The organism is Saccharopolyspora antibiotica, from assembly GCF_047200635.1.
In the GTDB taxonomy this organism is placed as follows: Bacteria; Actinomycetota; Actinomycetes; order Mycobacteriales; family Pseudonocardiaceae; genus Saccharopolyspora_C.
In genome coordinates this window covers 33,285-50,648 of sequence record NZ_JBJZOI010000015.1, presented here as the reverse complement: position 1 = coordinate 50,648, position 17,364 = coordinate 33,285, and the positions used below count along the sequence as shown (strand labels likewise).

13 protein-coding genes and 3 tRNA genes are annotated in these 17,364 nt (G+C 71.5%); 10 read left to right on the top strand and 6 right to left on the bottom strand.

Going from position 1 to position 17,364, the window contains the following annotated elements; genetic code table 11:
• Positions 1 to 167 precede the first annotated feature (167 nt).
• A complete protein-coding gene (locus tag ACL03H_RS14230) occupies positions 168 to 1,298 on the top strand; it encodes an FAD-dependent monooxygenase (protein ID WP_412811688.1) in 1,131 nt (376 codons plus the stop codon).
• Between the two features lie 159 nt (positions 1,299 to 1,457).
• On the opposite strand, the gene ACL03H_RS14225 is transcribed toward ACL03H_RS14230, so the two are convergent.
• The 4 genes from ACL03H_RS14225 to ACL03H_RS14210 all read right to left on the bottom strand — a co-directional run bounded on the left by ACL03H_RS14225 (position 1,458) and on the right by ACL03H_RS14210 (position 6,634).
• Positions 1,458 to 2,288 carry an aldo/keto reductase gene (locus ACL03H_RS14225; protein ID WP_412811687.1) on the bottom strand — a complete coding sequence of 277 codons (831 nt, stop codon included), beginning with the start codon at positions 2,286 to 2,288 and terminating at the stop codon, positions 1,458 to 1,460.
• Between the two features lie 321 nt (positions 2,289 to 2,609).
• Positions 2,610 to 3,824 (bottom strand): MFS transporter, encoded by a 1,215-nt coding sequence (locus tag ACL03H_RS14220; RefSeq protein ID WP_412811686.1) that lies wholly within the window; start codon positions 3,822 to 3,824, stop codon positions 2,610 to 2,612.
• A gap of 389 nt (positions 3,825 to 4,213) precedes the next feature.
• Positions 4,214 to 5,917 carry an aa3-type cytochrome oxidase subunit I gene (gene ctaD, locus ACL03H_RS14215; protein WP_412811685.1) on the bottom strand — a complete coding sequence of 568 codons (1,704 nt, stop codon included), beginning with the start codon at positions 5,915 to 5,917 and terminating at the stop codon, positions 4,214 to 4,216.
• A gap of 147 nt (positions 5,918 to 6,064) precedes the next feature.
• Complete coding sequence (locus ACL03H_RS14210; protein WP_412811684.1) at positions 6,065 to 6,634, bottom strand: SACE_7040 family transcriptional regulator; 570 nt, start codon at positions 6,632 to 6,634, stop codon at positions 6,065 to 6,067.
• Positions 6,635 to 6,725: 91 nt separating this feature from the next.
• Between ACL03H_RS14210 and ACL03H_RS14205 the strand changes: the two genes are divergently transcribed.
• The 3 genes from ACL03H_RS14205 to ACL03H_RS14195 are packed head-to-tail and all read left to right on the top strand — an operon-like array spanning position 6,726 to position 11,570.
• Positions 6,726 to 8,339, top strand: a complete 1,614-nt coding sequence (locus ACL03H_RS14205) for a carboxyl transferase domain-containing protein (protein ID WP_412811683.1) — start codon at positions 6,726 to 6,728, stop codon at positions 8,337 to 8,339.
• A 7-nt stretch (positions 8,340 to 8,346) separates the two neighbouring features.
• A complete protein-coding gene (locus tag ACL03H_RS14200) occupies positions 8,347 to 10,416 on the top strand; it encodes an acetyl/propionyl/methylcrotonyl-CoA carboxylase subunit alpha (RefSeq protein ID WP_412811682.1) in 2,070 nt (689 codons plus the stop codon).
• A gap of 2 nt (positions 10,417 to 10,418) precedes the next feature.
• Positions 10,419 to 11,570: an acyl-CoA dehydrogenase family protein gene (locus ACL03H_RS14195; protein WP_412811681.1), complete on the top strand. Its 1,152-nt coding sequence runs from the start codon at positions 10,419 to 10,421 to the stop codon at positions 11,568 to 11,570.
• 76 nt (positions 11,571 to 11,646) lie between these two features.
• On the opposite strand, the gene ACL03H_RS14190 is transcribed toward ACL03H_RS14195, so the two are convergent.
• Positions 11,647 to 12,348, bottom strand: a complete 702-nt coding sequence (locus ACL03H_RS14190) for a hypothetical protein (protein ID WP_412811680.1) — start codon at positions 12,346 to 12,348, stop codon at positions 11,647 to 11,649.
• A 661-nt stretch (positions 12,349 to 13,009) separates the two neighbouring features.
• On the opposite strand from ACL03H_RS14190, the gene ACL03H_RS14185 reads away from it, so the two are divergent.
• The 5 genes from ACL03H_RS14185 (at position 13,010) to ACL03H_RS14165 (ending at position 14,756) form a co-directional block, all read left to right on the top strand.
• Entirely contained in the window at positions 13,010 to 13,249 is a 240-nt protein-coding gene (locus tag ACL03H_RS14185) for a hypothetical protein (RefSeq protein WP_412811679.1), read from the top strand.
• Positions 13,250 to 13,571: 322 nt separating this feature from the next.
• Complete coding sequence (locus ACL03H_RS14180; RefSeq protein ID WP_412811678.1) at positions 13,572 to 14,183, top strand: TetR family transcriptional regulator; 612 nt, start codon at positions 13,572 to 13,574, stop codon at positions 14,181 to 14,183.
• Positions 14,184 to 14,488: 305 nt separating this feature from the next.
• Positions 14,489 to 14,561, top strand: a tRNA-Glu gene (locus tag ACL03H_RS14175).
• Positions 14,562 to 14,577: 16 nt separating this feature from the next.
• A tRNA-Asp gene (locus ACL03H_RS14170) sits at positions 14,578 to 14,654 on the top strand.
• A 28-nt stretch (positions 14,655 to 14,682) separates the two neighbouring features.
• A tRNA-Phe gene (locus tag ACL03H_RS14165) sits at positions 14,683 to 14,756 on the top strand.
• Between the two features lie 67 nt (positions 14,757 to 14,823).
• On the opposite strand, the gene ACL03H_RS14160 is transcribed toward ACL03H_RS14165, so the two are convergent.
• Positions 14,824 to 15,012 (bottom strand): hypothetical protein, encoded by a 189-nt coding sequence (locus ACL03H_RS14160; protein ID WP_412811677.1) that lies wholly within the window; start codon positions 15,010 to 15,012, stop codon positions 14,824 to 14,826.
• Between the two features lie 602 nt (positions 15,013 to 15,614).
• Here ACL03H_RS14160 and ACL03H_RS14155 point away from each other — a divergent pair.
• Positions 15,615 to 17,339 carry a CocE/NonD family hydrolase gene (locus ACL03H_RS14155; protein ID WP_412811676.1) on the top strand — a complete coding sequence of 575 codons (1,725 nt, stop codon included), beginning with the start codon at positions 15,615 to 15,617 and terminating at the stop codon, positions 17,337 to 17,339.
• The last annotated feature ends 25 nt before the right edge of the window (positions 17,340 to 17,364 follow it).

Sequence of the window (17,364 nt, the reverse complement as noted above, 5' to 3'; positions counted from 1 at the left end):
CCTCCGTGGGAAGCGGGTGGCTACCCGCTGCCGCTCAGCGGATCAACCGCCGCCATTACTCCATTCGGGAGACGTTCATCACTGTATGTGAGGAGCGACAAGTCGGAATCGCCGGACGGTTGGCTAAAATCGCCGAGCCAGCCAGCTTCGCAGGACGGATGGATACGATGCGCGTTCTCGTCATCGGAGCCGGAGTCGGTGGCCTCGCGGTGGCCAAGGGCCTCATCGACGCCGGTCACGACGTCGCGGTCTTCGAGCACGCGGACGGCCTGCGCGACGGTGGCGCCGCGGTGACCATCTGGAGCAACGGCACCGCCGCGCTCGGCCACCTGGGGATCACCCTGGAGGACGTCGGGCGCGTCCTGCACAGCCTGAAGTCGATCACGGAGTCCGGTCGGCTGCTCTGGGAGGCCGACCTCGCCGACGTCACCGAACGCCTCGGCCACCCCACCATCGAGACCCCGCGTCGCCTGCTCACCGGCAAGATCGCCGCCGCACTGCCCGCGCACGTGCTGCACTTCGGCCGCCGCTGCATCGCCGTCACCGAGACCGCGGACTCGGTCGTCGTCGACTTCGCCGACGGCACCAGCGCCGAGGGCGACCTGGTGATCGGTGCCGACGGCCAGCGGTCAGTGGTGCGCCGGGAGGTGCTGGGCGGCGGCCCGGCGCGGCTCACCGGTTGGGCCAGCTGGCAGGGCCTCACGATCAGCGATCAGCCCATCGCGCACGGGCACCAGACGGTCAACATCGCCGGGCGGGACGCGCACTGCGGCTTCATCCCCGCCGGGAACGGCCTGCTGCACTGGTGGTTCGACATGCCGTGGCGCGAGGGCGACGCCCCGCTGTCGGTGCGGGACCTGCGGCGGATGTTCACCGGCTGGCCGGACCCGGTGCGGGGGCTGCTGGCGGAGATCGGACCGGACGACCTCGGCTTCTTCCCGCACATCCGGCACGTCGTCCCCCGGGTCTGGGGCGGCGGGCGCAGCACGCTGCTCGGCGACGCCGTGCACGCGATGCCGCCCGCGGTGGCCCAGGCCGCGAACCAGACCTTGGAGGACGCCTGGCTGCTGTCGCACCGGCTCGCCGAGGTGGAGGGCCCGCCGGAGCGGGCGCTGCGCGCCTACGAGCAGCAGCGGCGCTCCCGGGTGCTCAAGGTCTCGCGGACCGCGGCGTTCACCTCCGCTCAGCGCAGGACGCCGCTGCAACGGGTCGGGCGGCTGCCGAAGTGGATCGCCACCCGCAGCCAGGTCGCGTCCCTGCGCTCCGGCAGCACCGTGCTGCGGCCCGTTCCCGCCTGAACCGGCTCTGCGGTCCCACGACCCGCTGGCGGCTCCGCCTCGCGGGCTATCCGGGGGCTCCGGCTCCCGCTGCCCGGCGGCCGCTCCGCTGACGGGATCGCCCGCCCGACGCGCCGGAGGCCCGCCCGGGCGTACCGGGCGGGCCTCCGACGGACTCGGTCAGGAGCCCATGACGTCCGGGTCGGCACCGCCGCGCTGCCCGGTCTCCAGGCCCGCGATCACCGCCATGTCGTCCTCGGCGAGCTCGAAGTCGAACACCTCGACGTTCTGCCGGATCCGGGACGGCGTCGCCGACTTCGGGATCACCACGTTTCCCAGCTGCAGGTGCCAGCGGAGCACGATCTGCGCCGGGGTCTTGCCGTACTTCTCCGCCAGCGAGGACAGGGTGGGCTCGTCGAGCAGCCCCTTGCCCTGGCCGAGCGGGCCCCACGCCTCGGTGTGGATGCCGTGCTCCTGGTGGAACGCGCGCAGGTCGCCCTGCTGGAAGTGCGGGTGCAGCTCGATCTGGTTCAGCGCGGGAACCACGCCGGTCTCCTCGAAGAGCCTGCGCAGGTGCGGGATCTGGAAGTTCGACACCCCGATGGCCTTCGCGCGGCCCTCGGCGTGCAGCTTCTCGAACGCCTTCCAGGTCTCGACGTAGCGATCCTTCGCCGCGACCGGCCAGTGGATCAGGTACAGGTCCACGTAGTCGAGGCCGAGCTTGGTGAGGCTCTCGTCGAAGGCCTCGAAGGTGCTGTCGTAGCCCTGCCGGTCGTTCCACAGCTTGGTCGTGACGAACAGGTCCTCTCGCGGCACCCCCGACTCGGCGATCGCCTTGCCGACGCCCTCCTCGTTGCCGTAGACGGCGGCGGTGTCGATGCTGCGGTAACCGGCCTCGATCGCCGCGAGCACCGGCTCGACCACCTGGTCCGGTGGCACCTGGAAGACGCCGAACCCGAGCTGCGGCATCTGCGCACCGGTGTTGAGCGTGACGTTGGGAACCCGGGTCATCTGGTCTCGTTCCTCCCACAGGTCGGACGTTGCCGGGTCGTCTCCGCGACCCGGCGGATCACCACCCAGGTGCAACCCGCTGGCCCGGCTCGCGGATTCCCGGCCCAGGGCGTCTTCCATCACAGCACGCGCCCCCGGCCGAAGCTATCCGGCGACCAGCGCTTCCCACCTGGACTCGTGGCACTCGCCGTGCCCAGGCTTTCCCCGGTCGGGGGGAGCCAAACCCGGCCAGATGATCACGGTGGGTCACGCCCGGGCCACCCGGACGGCGCAACGAGAACGGGCCGACCACCGAGGTGATCGGCCCGTTCGGGTGTCGCGTCAGCGCGCGGCCGCGGGGGCCCCCGCGCGTTCCGCCTCGGCGCGGTGCGAGGCGACGAGCTCGCCGGAGCGCGGCGACCGGTCCAGCCAGCCCGAGAGCAGCGCGAAGCCGAGCCCGACCAGGGCCAGCAGCGCACCGACCCAGCTGGGCGCGGTCAGCCCGAACCCGCCGGCGATGACCAGGCCGCCCAGGTAGGCGCCGAGCGAGTTAGCGATGTTGAAGGTGGACTGGATGCTCGCCGAGCCCAGCGCCGGGGCCTCCTTCGCCTGGTCCAGGATCCGGGCCTGGATGCTCGGGATGGCGGCGAACCCGGCGAGGCCGACCGCGAACACGTTGATCGCGGTGAGCACCATGCTCTGCGCGGTGAACAGGAACATCGCCAACGTCACCGCGAGCAGCCCGAGGAAGACGTACAGCGTCCGCATCGGCGCCTTGTCCGCGAGCCGTCCGCCGAGCACGGTGCCCGCGGTCATGCCCAGGCCGAACAGCGCCAGCAGCGCGGTCGCGGCGGTGGGGCTGAAGCCGGTGACGTCGGTGAGCAGCGGCTTGATGTAGCTGTAGAACGAGAACGTGGCGGCGAAGCCGAACACCACCACGGCGAACGCGAGCCACACCTGCGGGCGGCGGAACGCGACGAGCTCGCCGCGCAGGCTCACGTCGGTGGGCTTGGGCTGCTGCGGGACCAGCGCCGCGACCGCGATCAGGGCGATCACGCCGATGACCGCGACGACGCCGAAGGTGAACCGCCACCCGAGCGACTGCCCGAGCAGGGTGCCCAGCGGCACGCCGACGATGTTGGCGACGGTGAGGCCGATGAACATCATCGAGATGGCCTGGGCGCGCTTGTCCCGGGCGACCAGCCCGGCGGCGACGACCGCGCCGACGCCGAAGAAGGTCCCGTGCGGCAGCCCGGCGATGAACCGGGCGGCCAGCAGCGTCCCGTGGGTGGGGGCGAGCGCGGAGGCCAGGTTCCCCACCACGAACAGGGCCATCATGCTGATCAGGACGGTCTTGCGGCGCAGCCGCATCCCACCGGCGGTGAGCAGCGGTGCGCCGATGACGACGCCGAGCGCGTACAGCGAGATGTAGCCGCTGGCGTCGGGCAGCGACACGTGCAGGTTCGAGGCCACTTCGGGCAGCAGCCCCATCATCACGAACTCGGTGGTTCCAATGCCGAAAGCTGCGATGGCGAGTGCCAACAGGGCAATGGGCAAGGACGTCTCCTGGGTGCGAAAGGTGCCGGCCGGGTCTGTGCCCCGCACCGCCGCCCGCCGGGGACGTGCGCCGTCCCCGCGTGCTTCGCGCGGTCGTCGGTGATCGGGGCTTTCGCAGGAAGTCCGGCTGTCGCTGGCGGCTCCCCGAGCGCGTTCAACACTAGGGCCCGCGGGCGGTGTTCCCGGCGGGACTATGAAGCGGACCACTGCCTCCCGGGCCGGTTTCCACTCGTTCGGTTCAGTGCGAACGCGCCGTGGTGTGCATCGGCCACAGTAGAGCTCGCGTTACCCGATCGACCCCGTTGTGAAACGATTTGTGCGAGGTCAGCAAATCGGTCCCGGTGGGTTGTGCGGACCGCCCAACCGCGGCTCGTCCGTCCTGTGTGGACTCAGGAGGGCGCGTGCGAGCCGTGCACGTGGGCCTCCGCCGCCAGCCGGGCGTGCATGTGCGGGTAGTGCAGCTCGAAGGCGGGCCGGAACGAGCGGATCCGCGGCAGCTCGGTGAAGTTGTGCCTCGGCGGCGGGCAGGAGGTCGCCCACTCCAGCGAGTTGCCGTGCCCCCACGGATCGTCCACGTCAACCGGAGTCCCGAACCGGTAGCTCATGGCCACGTTCCACAGGAACGGCAGCATCGAGGTGCCGAGGATGAAGGAGCCGACCGTCGAGGCCACGTTCATCCCGGTGAAGCCGTCCGAGGCCAGGTAGTCGGCGTAGCGCCGCGGCATCCCCGCCCCGCCCAGCCAGTGCTGCACCAGGAAGGTGGTGTGGAAGCCGATGAAGGTCAGCCAGAAGTGCACCTTCCCCAGCCGCTCGTCCATCATCCGGCCCGTGATCTTGGGGAACCAGAAGTACATCCCGGCGAACACCGCGAACACGATCGTCCCGAACAGCACGTAGTGGAAGTGCGCCACCACGAAGTACGTGTCGTGCACGTGGAAGTCCAGCGGAGGTGCCGCCAGCAGCACCCCGGTGAGCCCGCCGAGCAGGAAGGTCGCCAGGAAGCCGAGGGAGAACAGCATCGGGCTCTCGAAGGTCAGCTGCCCGCGCCACAGGGTGCCGAGCCAGTTGAAGAACTTCACCCCCGTCGGCACCGCGATGAGGAAGGTGGCGAACGAGAAGAACGGCAGCAGCACCGCGCCGGTGGCGAACATGTGGTGCGCCCACACGACCACCGAGAGCCCGCCGATCAGCAGCGTCGCGAACACCAGCCCGGTGTAGCCGAACACGGGCTTCCGGCTGAACACCGGGAAGATCTCGGTGACGATGCCGAAGAACGGCAGCGCCACGATGTAGACCTCCGGGTGCCCGAAGAACCAGAACAGGTGCTGGTAGGCGATGGCCCCGCCGGTGGCCGGGTCGAACACGTGCGAGCCGAAGTGCCGGTCGGCCAGCAGGCCGAACAGCGCGGCGGTCAGCAGCGGGAACGCGATCAGCACCAGCACGCTGGTGACCAGGACGTTCCAGGTGAAGATGGGCATCCGCCACAGCGTCATCCCCGGCGCTCGCAGGCACACCGTCGTCGTGATCATGTTGACCGCGCCGAGGATGGTGCCCAGCCCGCTCACCACCAGGCCGGTGATCCACACGTCGCCGCCGATGCCCGCGGTGTAGATCGAGCGCGACAGCGGTGCGTAGGCGGTCCAGCCGAAGTCCGCCGCCCCGGCGGGCAGCAGGAACCCGCTGACCACGAGCAGCCCGCCGAACAGGAACAGCCAGTAGCTGAACGCGTTCAGCCGGGGGAACGCCACGTCCGGTGCGCCGATCTGCAACGGCAGCACGATGTTGGAGAACCCGAACACGATCGGCGTCGCGAACAGCAGCAGCATGATCGTGCCGTGCATGGTGAACAGCTGGTTGTACTGCTCCTGGGAGAGGAACTGGAGGCCCGGCTGAGCCAGCTCACCCCGGATCAGCAGCGCCATCGCGCCGCCGGCCAGGAAGAACCCGAAGGCCGTGACCAGGTAGAGCTTCCCGATCACCTTCGGGTCGGTGGTGCGCACCAGGGCGGCGAGCGCCGATCCCTTCCCGGGGCGGGGCGCGGTGGTGCGCTCGCGGGTGGGGATCGCGGTCGGCCAGGGCTGCGTGGTGGCCATGCCTGCTCCTTCGGGTGCGGGATCGCGGCCGAGCGTGCTGAGCTGGGCGGATGCCGCCCAAGCGGAGTTTCCGGCCGTGCCGGGGCCGCTGCAATCCGGTGCGCCCGAACGGGCGGGTGATCTCCGGCCCGCGCGCCGGGAGAGGTTTCAGCCGAGCAGCGCCGCCATCGCCATCCGGTGCAGCAACCCGGTCATGGCGGTGGTGTCCAGGTGCTTGCTGTACGGCGTGGAGTTGATCAGCCCGAGCACCGCGTGCACCGAGGCCCGCGCGGTGGGCGCGTCGAGCTCGGGCCGGGCCCGCACCAGCACCTCCACCCACACCTCCACGTAGCCGCGCTGCGCCTCCCGCACCCGTTGCCGCTCCTCGGCCGCGAGGCTGTCCAGGTCCCGCAGGTGCACCGAGATCAGCGCCGGGTTGGTGAGGGCGAACTCGACGTGCCTGCGCACCAGCGCGTCCAGCGCGCGCAACGGCTCGGCGGTGGCGGCCGCCCGGCTCCGCCCGGCGTCGAGGAGCTGGTCGCTGATGCCGGTCAGCATCTCCGCCAGCATCGCGTCCTTCCCCCGGAAGTGCCGGTAGAGCGCGGGCCCGGAGATGCCGACGGCGCGGCCGATGTCGTCGATCCCGACGCCGTGGAAGCCGTAGCGCGCGAACAGCCGCGCCGCGGCGTCCAGGATCTGCTCGCGGCGGCTCGGTCGTGCGCTGGCCGGTTCGTTCATCGGAGGAGATGCTAGACGCCGGGGTTAGTCACCGTTAACGTTAACGATGACTAACGTCGTCCCGGGAGACGCCGGATCGGGAGGAAACTCGGTGGATGCACCCGTCCTGACCAGCACGCTCGACCCGGAGGCGGAGCGGCCCTCGCGGTTCGCCGCCGAGCACGCCGCCCTGGTCGACGACCTCAACGCCCGCCTCGCGCAGGCCCGCCTCGGCGGGCCGGAGAAGTCCCGCCGCCGCCACGTGGAGCGCGGCAAGCTGCTGCCCCGCGACCGGGTGGACGCCCTGCTGGACCGCGGCTCCCCCTTCCTGGAGCTCTCCCCGCTGGCCGCGCACGGTCTCTACGACGGGGACGCGCCCTCCGCCGGGATCATCACCGGCATCGGCCGCGTCTCCGGGCGCGAGTGCGTGATCGTCGCCAACGACGCCACCGTCAAGGGCGGCACCTACTACCCGCTGACGGTCAAGAAGCACCTGCGCGCCCAGGAGGTCGCGCTGCACAACAACCTCCCCTGCCTGTACCTGGTGGACTCGGGGGGTGCGTTCCTGCCCAGGCAGGACGACGTCTTCCCGGACCGCGAGCACTTCGGGCGGATCTTCTACAACCAGGCCACGCTGTCCGCGCGCGGCGTCCCGCAGCTCGCCGCCGTGCTCGGCTCCTGCACGGCGGGCGGCGCCTACGTCCCGGCGATGAGCGACGAAGCGGTGATCGTGCGCGAGCAGGGGACGATCTTCCTCGGTGGCCCGCCGCTGGTGAAGGCAGCCACCGGGGCCGAGGTCACCGCCGAGGAGCTCGGCGGCGGCGACCTGCACGCCCGCACCTCCGGGGTCACCGACCACCTCGCCGAGGACGACGCGGACGCGCTGCGGATCCTGCGCTCCATCGTCGCCACCCTCGGCCCCCGCGCGCCGCGGCCCTGGGACGTGCTGCCGGCCGAGGAACCGCTGGTGCCGCCCGAGGAGCTCTGCGCGGCCGTGCCGACCGACAGCCGCACCCCCTACGACGTGCACGAGGTGATCGCCCGGATCGTCGACGGCAGCCGCTTCCAGGAGTTCAAGCGCGACTACGGCACGACGCTGGTCACCGGCTTCGCCAGGCTGCACGGCCACCCGGTGGGGATCGTGGCCAACAACGGCATCCTGTTCGGCGAGTCCGCGCTCAAGGGCGCGCACTTCATCGAGCTCTGCGACAAGCGCTCGATCCCGCTGGTGTTCCTGCAGAACATCTCCGGCTTCATGGTCGGCCAGGAGTACGAGGCGGGCGGCATCGCCAAGCACGGCGCGAAGATGGTCACCGCCGTCGCCTGCGCCCGGGTGCCGAAGTTCACCGTGGTCATCGGCGGCTCCTTCGGCGCGGGCAACTACTCGATGTGCGGGCGGGCGTACTCGCCGCGGTTCCTGTGGATGTGGCCGAACGCGCGGATCTCCGTGATGGGCGGCGAGCAGGCCGCCTCCGTGCTGGCCACCGTCCGCCGCGATCAGTTCGACGCGCGCGGCGAGGAGTGGTCCGCCGAGGCCGAGGACGAGTTCAAGCAGCCGATCCGCGACCAGTACGAGCAGCAGGGGCACCCGTACTACTCGACGGCCCGGTTGTGGGACGACGGCGTCATCGACCCGAGGCAGACCCGCTCCGTGCTCGGCCTGGCGTTGTCGGCCGCCGCGAACGCGCCGCTGGAGCCGGTCGGCTACGGCGTCTTCCGGATGTGAGCGCGCGATGAGCGGCACCGGAACCGATCTCCCAGCAGAACCCAGAGCGGAACGAGGTGAGCAGGTGGCCGAGCAGGTCGCACCGCGCCGGATCGACGCGGTGCTGGTGGCCAACCGCGGTGAGATCGCGGTCCGGGTGATCCGCACGCTGCGCGCGATGGGCGTCCGCTCCATCGCCGTGCACAGCGACGCCGACCGCGACGCCCGGCACGTCGCCGAGGCCGACACCGCCATCCGCATCGGACCGAGCAGCGCCTCGCTCAGCTACCTGTCGGTCCCCCGGGTCGTGGCCGCCGCGGTGGAGGCTGGGGCGCAGGCCGTGCACCCCGGCTACGGCTTCCTCTCCGAGAACGCGGAGTTCGCGCGGGCCTGCGCCGAGGCGGGCCTGCTGTTCATCGGTCCGCCCGCCGCCGCCATCGAGGCGATGGGCGACAAGATCCGAGCCAAGGCCACCGTCACCGCCGCCGGGGTCCCGGTCGTGCCGGGCCGCAGCGAGCCGGGCATGACCGACGCGGACCTGGTCGCGGCCGCCGCCGAGGTCGGCTACCCGGTGCTGCTCAAGCCCTCGGCCGGGGGCGGTGGCAAGGGCATGAGACTCGTCGCGAATCCGGCGGAGCTGCCTCCGCAGATCGCCTCGGCCCGGCGCGAGGCGGCCGCCGCCTTCGGCGACGACACCCTGTTCCTGGAGCGCTTCGTCGCCCGCCCCCGGCACGTCGAGGTGCAGGTCCTCGCCGACGAGCACGGCGGGGTGGTGCACCTGGGGGAGCGCGAGTGCAGCCTCCAGCGGCGCCACCAGAAGATCATCGAGGAGGCGCCCTCGCCGCTGCTGGACGAGCCGACCCGGCAGCGCATCGGGGCCGCCGCCGTCGCCGTGGCGCGCTCCGTCGGCTACGTCGGAGCGGGAACCGTCGAGTTCATCGTCTCCGCCGACGAGCCCGGCGAGTTCTTCTTCATGGAGATGAACACCCGGCTCCAGGTGGAGCACCCGGTCACCGAGCTCGTCACCGCGATCGGCGACCGGCGCGGCGTCGACCTCGTCGAGCAGCAGGTCCGGATCGCCGCGGGCGAGCCGTTGCCGTTCGCCCAGCACGACCTGCTGATGGAGGGCCACGCCGTCGAGGCGCGCGTCTACGCCGAGGACCCCGCCCGCGGTTTCCTGCCCAGCGGCGGCCGGGTGCTCGCGGTGCACGAACCCACCGGGGTGCGGGTCGACTCCGGCATCGACGCGGGCAGCACCGTGGGCTCCGACTACGACCCGATGCTGGCCAAGGTGATCGCCTGGGGACCGGACCGCGCCGCCGCGCTGCGCAGGCTGGACGCCGCCCTCGCCGAGACGGCGGTGCTCGGGGTGACCACCAACGTCGCCTTCCTGCGCGCGCTGCTCGCTCACCCCGAGGTGCGCGCCGGGGAGCTCGACACCGGACTCATCGAGCGCGACCTCGCTCAGCTCACCGCCGACCCGATGCCGCCGGAGGTGACGGTCGCCGCCGCGCTCGCCGACCTCGCCGCAGCGGAGCCGGGACCGGGCGCGGACCCGTGGGACGTCCCCGGCGGCTGGCGGCTCGGCGAACCCGCGTGGAGCACCTGGCGCTTCGCCGACGGCGAAGTCCGGGTGCGCGGCCGCGCGGGGGAGGCGGAGGTGCTCGTCGACGGCGAGGCCCTCCCGGCACGCGCGGTGCTCGACGGTGAGCTGCTCACCGTCACCTACCGATCCCGCACCCGCCGCTACCGCTGCGCCCGCGAGGGCGACACGACCTGGCTGGCCGCCGAGGGCCGCACCTGGGCGATCGCCGAGCACCGGCTGCTCGCCGAGCGCGCCGACGCCGGGGCCGGTTCGGACGGTTCGGTCCGCAGCCCGATGCCGGGAACGGTGCTCGCCGTCGAGGTCGTCGAGGGTCGGCGGGTGCGCCGCGGGCAGACCCTGTTCGTCGTCGAGGCCATGAAGATGGAGCACACCGTCACGGCCCCCGTGGACGGCCTCGCGGCCGAGGTCCTCGCCCGGGCCGGGCAGTCCGTCGCCCTCGACCAGCCCCTCGCCACGATCGTTGACCGCTCCACCGAGGATGAGGACTCCTGACCATGATCGACCACCGGATCGGCGCCGACCTCGAAGCGCTCCAGGAATCCGTGCGCGCCTTCGCCACCAAGGAGGTCGCCCCCGTCATCGGCGACTACTACGAGCGCGAGGCCTTCCCCTACCCGCTCGTGCGCTCGATGGGCTCGATGGGCCTGTTCGGACTGCCCGTCGAGGAGGAGCACGGCGGCATGGGCGGCGACTACTTCGCGCTGTGCCTGGCGCTGGAGGAGCTCGCCCGGGTCGACTCCTCGGTGGCCATCACCCTCGAGGCGGGCGTCTCGCTCGGCACCATGCCGATCCGCCGCTTCGGCAACGCCGAGCAGCAGCGGGAGTGGCTGCCCCGGCTGTGCGCCGGAGAGGCCCTCGGCGCGTTCGGGCTCACCGAGCCCGGCGGCGGATCGGACGCCGGGGCCACCCGCACCACCGCCGTGCTGGACGGCGACGAGTGGGTGATCAACGGGTCGAAGTCGTTCATCACGAACTCGGGCACCGAGATCACCGCCTTCGTCACCGTCACCGCCGTGACCGGCACCAAGCCCGACGGCGGCAAGGAGATCTCCACGATCATCGTGCCCTCGGGCACGCCCGGGTTCACCGTCGCGCCGAAGTACTCCAAGGTCGGCTGGAACGCCTCCGACACCCACGAGCTGTCCTTCGACGACTGCCGGGTGCCCGCCGCGAACCTGCTCGGGCAGCGCGGCCGGGGCTACGCGCAGTTCCTGTCCATCCTCAGCGAGGGCCGCATCGCGATCGCCGCGCTGGGCACCGGGCTGGCGCAGGGCTGCGTGGACGAGTGCCTGCGCTACGCGGGCGAGCGCGAGGCCTTCGGCAGGCACATCGGCGAGTACCAGGCGATCCAGTTCAAGATCGCGGACATGGAGCTGCGCGCGCACAACTCGCGGCTGGCCTACTACGACGCGGCCTCCCGGATGCTGCGCGGAGAGCCGTTCCGCAAGCACGCGGCACTGGCCAAGCTCACCTCGTCCAACGCCGCGATGGACAACGCCCGGGACGCCACGCAGATCTTCGGCGGCTACGGGTTCATGAACGAGACGCCCGTCGGGCGCTTCTACCGGGACGCCAAGATCCTGGAGATCGGCGAGGGCACCAGCGAGGTGCAGCGGATGCTGATCGCTCGCGAACTGGGCCTGTGACGACGACGCCGGTGGAGGCGCGGGGCCTCCACCGGCGGGGTTCGGGGGTCGGTCGGGGGACTGCTCCGGTCCGCGCTCAGCGCAGACGGCGGGGGATCGTGATCTCGGCGTCGGTCTCGTCGCCGTAGGCGTAGGCGTACGGGTCGTACTCGGGCTGCTGCCCGTAGCCCGGGGCCTGCTGCTGGTAGCCGGGGCCCGGCGGAAATCCGGGGTCCTGCGGCGGGTATCCGGGGCGCTGCTCGTACCCGGGGTTCGGAGCGCGGTGGGGGTCGTACGCGCGGTTCGGGTCGTATCCGGCGTTCGGGTCGTACCCGCTGTTGGGGTCGTACCCCGGGTTCGGTTCGTACCCCGCGTTCGGGTCGTACCCCGCGTTCGGGTCGTACCCGGGGTCTTGGCCGGGCGCGACCTCCTGCTGCGGCCAGGCCGGAGCCTGGTCCGGCGCCGGGCCGCGCGGCGGTTCGGGGGCCGCCGAGGCCGGCTCGGCGAGCTCCGACAGGTGTTGCAGCACCCAGTCCCGAGCCAGCGCACCCGGGGAGGTGCCCTGCCGGGCCGCGAGTTCCTTCAGCTTCTCGTTCGCCATCAGCGGCAGCCGCAACTGGTAGACCTCCGCGCCGCCGAACCCGCGGCCCGTGCCGGTGGTTTCGAGGTCCTCACCCGGGGCCAGGGCCGCGAGGTACGAGTCGAGCTCGTGATCCGGCTCCGCTGACTGTTGCTGGTCCGCGGACTTGCTCCGCTGTTCCTGCTGCCGGCGTCCGGCCTTGATTCGTCCTAGAGCCACCCGCACACGATAACGGTTCTGTTGCGAAAGCTGGAGCGCCCGCGCCCGCGAACTTCGCGAACCTCTCAGGACTGGGCCGAACGGTGGCCGGAGGGACACCCGGGCAGCGGAGGACCCCCACGCCAGGGGGAGGAGCGCGGGGGTCCGGAGGGGATCTCCACAGTCGCTGACCGGGGGTGGGTCAGCTCCACGATTGTGGCACGGCACCCCCGGTTTGGGGAGGCCTGAGCGGCGGAAGGCGCTACCTTTCGTCACCTTTACCAGCACATTTCACCCTTTAGAGATAAGGAACTGGCGGATTGGTGACGCGGCGTCGTCAGGTGCAGACCGCGATCATGCGTACCCGCGCGAGCCACTCGGAGGAACCAATCCCGCTGGCCGCCCGCTCCACCGCGCCGCCCGTCGGCACGGCGGCGGACCCGTCGATCGCCGTTCTCCGCGCGCGGCCGACCGGCGTCCACCGGCCCCGGGAGCGGCGGCGGAGCCAGCAGCGCTCCACAGTGGAGAGCCGCTCGGTCGGGGGTGGACGGACCCCGGATCCGCAGTGGAGCGATCCCCGCACTTGATTACGCAAAGTCTTGAGCGAATCACTCTGCAGGGGGCTGCGACTGTGCAGAAGCTGTGGATAACCTGCGCCGGAAACCCGAGCCGGGGAGGCCTCATGTACGGGTCGCTGGACGTACGGAAGTTCCTGTCGCAACAGGAAGAAGTCGCTAGCCGAGGTGCCTCGGTGGTGCCCGCGCCGCGCAGCGGCGAGCCCGCCGGGATCACCACCGAGCAGGTCCACCGGGCGAGGGTCGCGGTGGCCCGGGGTTCGGAGGGCGCGGAGGACTGCCGGCTGCTGCTCGACATGCTCGGACTGGTGCCGGACGAGGACGGCGAGCCGCCCGTGGTCCGCTGAGCGGAGTCCCGCACGGGTCGCGGAGGGATGTCTTCCCACGAGGCGGGCACCCCCCGGTGGCTCGCCTCGCGGGAAGACGGTGGACCGCATCGGGTCCGGGAAAAACATACCGTGCGGTCTTTTCCGCGTTCCGCCCAGGTCACCACTGGATACCGGGAAGATCACCGGCGGGACACGGGAACGGCGGATGGTTGCGCGAGGGGTGGGCGCGGTAACTTCGCGTGGCGTAGTTGATCATCCGTTCGTGGGCCTTGTCACCGGATCAAGTTAACGAGCGTTCTCGCTCCGGTCGGGGTCGACGTTGCAGCCCCGGAGCCGTCCCATGCCCCAGCAGCGTCGGGCGCAAGTCACCCGCCGTGCCATCGTCATCGCTGCTGCCGAGGAATTCGACCGCGCCGGTTTCGACGCCACCCCGCTGAGCGCGATCTTGCGTCGCGGCGGTGTCACGAAGGGCGCCTTCTACTTCCACTTCCCCTCCAAGGAGGCCGTGGCGACGGCTCTGATCCGCTTCCAGGGCCAGGTCTGGTCGAAGATCTGGCAGCGCTGGAACGCCCGCGGCCTGGATCCGCTGCGGACCGCCGTCGAGCTCGTCGACGAGGTGGTCCGCATCCTGGAGCGGGACGTCGTGGTCCGCGCCGGGGCGCAGCTCGCGATGCGGGACGAGGAGACGGTCGCCCGCTGGGAACGCCTCCTGGCGAGCCTGTTGCACCGGTCCGCCGAGCTCGAGCTGCTGCGCCCCGAGATCGATCCCGTCGCCGCCACGCGCGTCCTCTGCGCCGCCCTGGTCGGTGGCCGGGTGCTGAGCCGCACCCGTCCGCGTCCCGCCGCCCAGCAGACGGGCGATCTCTGGCGCGTCGTCCTCGCCGGCATCGCCGCTCCCGACTGGCTCCGCGAGAACCCCTCGGCCCCCACGTCCGCCCCGCGCCCGAGCTGAGACCGCGATCACAGAAATCGGTCCGGGCCCGTTTTCGCCCCCCGGGGCCTGTCGCGGCCGGTGCTCCGGCCGCTGCCCGCTCGTTCGGGTGAGCGGAGCGTGGGATGAAATCGCCTGGTCAGGCCGCTACCCTGGTCGGCGGTGGCGCTCGCGCGGGTGGTCTCGGCGGGGCGCTGAACGACTTAGGCACCCCCCGGTGCGACCCCCCTTGAGGCGTGTCGTAAGCTTTCATCACTGCCAACGGGGCGCACCCGAAAGGGAAAAGCCGGTTGGAGGCAAGGCCGGGTCGGTTTCGAATCGGCCAAGCCCCCATCGTCTAGCGGCCTAGGACGCCGCCCTTTCAAGGCGGTAGCGCGGGTTCGAATCCCGTTGGGGGTACGCAACAACAGAACATGGCCCAGTGGCGCAGTTGGTTAGCGCGCCGCCCTGTCACGGCGGAGGTCGCGGGTTCAAGTCCCGTCTGGGTCGCCAGAGCGATCGGCTGAGCGCCGGGCGCCATGGCCAGGTAGCTCAGTTGGTACGAGCGTCCGCCTGAAAAGCGGAAGGTCGGCGGTTCGACCCCGCCCCTGGCCACGCTCATGAGCTGCGAGAACAAGCCCCACCGGTTTCCGGTGGGGCTTGCTTCGTTTGAGCAGGGGTCTCAGTCGTCGTTCCGGAGCAGCGCGGTGAGCTGCTGGGCCAGGTCCCGCCGGATCTCGTCGGTCCCCTGCTTCTTCGTCGGGGGAGTCGACCGGACCATCAGGCCCACCGCCGTTCGGTCCGGTACGCGGAGGATCGGCAGCGCGGTGGCGGCGGTGTGCCGCGCGCCGTGCCGCCGAGCTTCCCGCACGCCGGCTCCGATCAGCAGCTCCCTCCGCTAGTCGAGGTCGTGCCGGGGGTCGGCTCAAGCCGCGGACCAGCTCGTCCGAGCTGCCGGGAACGCCCTCCGCCGCCTGCCCGGCGGCGCGGTCGGCCGCGTCTCGCGGTTCGGCCCGGTCTGTCCGGGGAGGATTTTCCCGCGGGCACAGGTGAAGCGGGGCAATCGTTCAGCGTCCGCGTCCGCTTCATCTGCTCGCGCTTCATCCGGAGAAGGCGAACGCCAACCCGTTTCGGCTCGATCCGACGCACGAGGCGTCGGTCGGGTCAGCGCGCCGAATTCGGGATTCGTCGTCGGGATCCTTGCGCTGCCGGTGCGCCCATTCGCGCGGTGCTTCGGTGAGAACCCGGTAGTCGTCGGCGTGCGGTTCGGGAGTTCTTCGGTCCTCGTCCGCGGCCTCCGCGAGCGCTGCTGCGGGGTGCGGTGAGACGACCACCGGCCGCTGGTGGCAGCCCGGCTCGTCGGGTGTGACGCGGAACACGCGAGGTTCGCGCTTGAGTGTGCCGCTGCGGCTGGGTGTCTGCTCCTCCTCAGACGCGATCACACCCGGTCACACCGGCGCTCTGGAGGAACCCGTGAACAGATCGACGAAGGCGGCCTCGGCCGCAGCGGCACTCGCGCTGACGCTCACCGGCGCACTCGGTGACGTGGCGATCGCCCAACCGGCGACCGGTGCCGTGGCCACCGCCGAGGGCGGGGTCACGCACGAGGAGAACGACCGGGTCCCGGAGGGCGCGGTCTGGACCCAGCACTACTTCCCGTCCTCGGACGGCTCGGGCACCGAGCTGCACGCCGACGTGCTGCTGCCCGAGAACCTCCCCGAGGGGCAGCAGGCGCCCGTGATCCTCTCGGCGGGCCCGTACTTCGGCCACTCCGGGGAGACCGGTGTCGAGGGCCTGGAGCACACCGGGCCGTCGGGTCGCTTCACCGACTTCGTGGAGGGCACCGACCTGTTCGAGCGCGGTTACGCCTTCGTCATGGTGGACACGCGCGGCTTCGGCGGCTCCACGGGATGCCTCGACTTCGCCGGCCCGGGTGAGCAGGCGGACGTCCGGGCCGCGCTCGACTGGTCCGCGAGCCAGCCCTGGTCGACGGGATCGGTGGGGATGTACGGCAAGTCCTACGACGCGATCACCGGCCTGATCGGCAACAACCTGAACCACGACGCGCTCAAGGCGGTCGTCGCCCAGGAACCGATCTGGGACATGCGGCGCAACATCCACTCCAACGGCGTGCCGCGCACCACCGCCGTCACCGTCGGCTCCACCTACAACGCGATCGCCTCGTCGCCGCAGATGCCGGACGACGACCCCCGGTACACGGCGAACGCGAAGTACGAGGAAGCCCACCCGGAGTGCCTGATCGACAACCTCGCCGGGTACCAGACGGGCGACGAGCAGGCCGAGTACTGGAAGGACCGCGACCTCGCGTCGCAGGCGAAGGGCACCGACACACCGCTGTTCGTCACCCAGGGGTTCCTGGAGTGGAACACCGAGGCCGAGGCGTTCCAGGAGTTCCTCGACAACCACCAGGGCCCGGAGCGCGGCTGGCTCGGTCAGTGGGACCACAAGCGCGGTAACCAGCGCACCCCGGACGGCCGCCTGGAGATGGGCCGGGAGGGCTGGTTCGAGGAGACGATGTCGTTCTACGACCAGCACCTCAAGGGCATCGACCCGGCGGTGAGCTACCCGAACTTCTCGATCCAGGACAGCACCGGTGCGTGGCGCGCCCAGGACCAGTGGCCCGCCCCGGAGCACTCCACGACGCTCGAGCTCGGCGGCGGTTCCTACCTGGACGACGGTGCCGAGAGCGGCCGCACGCCGGAGAACACCTTCACCTCCTGGTCCGAGCCCGTCGAGCGGGACACCCGCATCACGGGCACGCCGCGGGTCTCGCTGAACGCCGAGGGGCGCGGGAACGTGATGGTGCAGCTCTACGACGTCGCCCCGGACGGCACGGCCGTCATGTTCGACGAGCAGGTGTCGGTGCTCAAGCAGCGGGAGCTGAGCTTCGACCTCAAGTCGACGGATTGGACCCTGCCCGCGGGCCACTCCCTCGCGGTCGGCTTCGGGACCATCCAGCCCAGCGGGATCACGGCGCCGTTCCGGGACTGGATCGACTCGCCGTCCCGGGACACCGTCGAGGTGAGCGACGCCCGGATCGAGCTGGACCTGGACGACCCGGCCCGCGACGTGGCCACCGAGGGGGCCCGGGCTCCGTACCTTGATACCTACCTGGAGCTGAACACGACGAAGCTGCCGGTCGGTGAGCCGGAGTTCACCGTCGCGCCCCAGTCCTGACCGGCACCACCGCATCGGCCCCGCG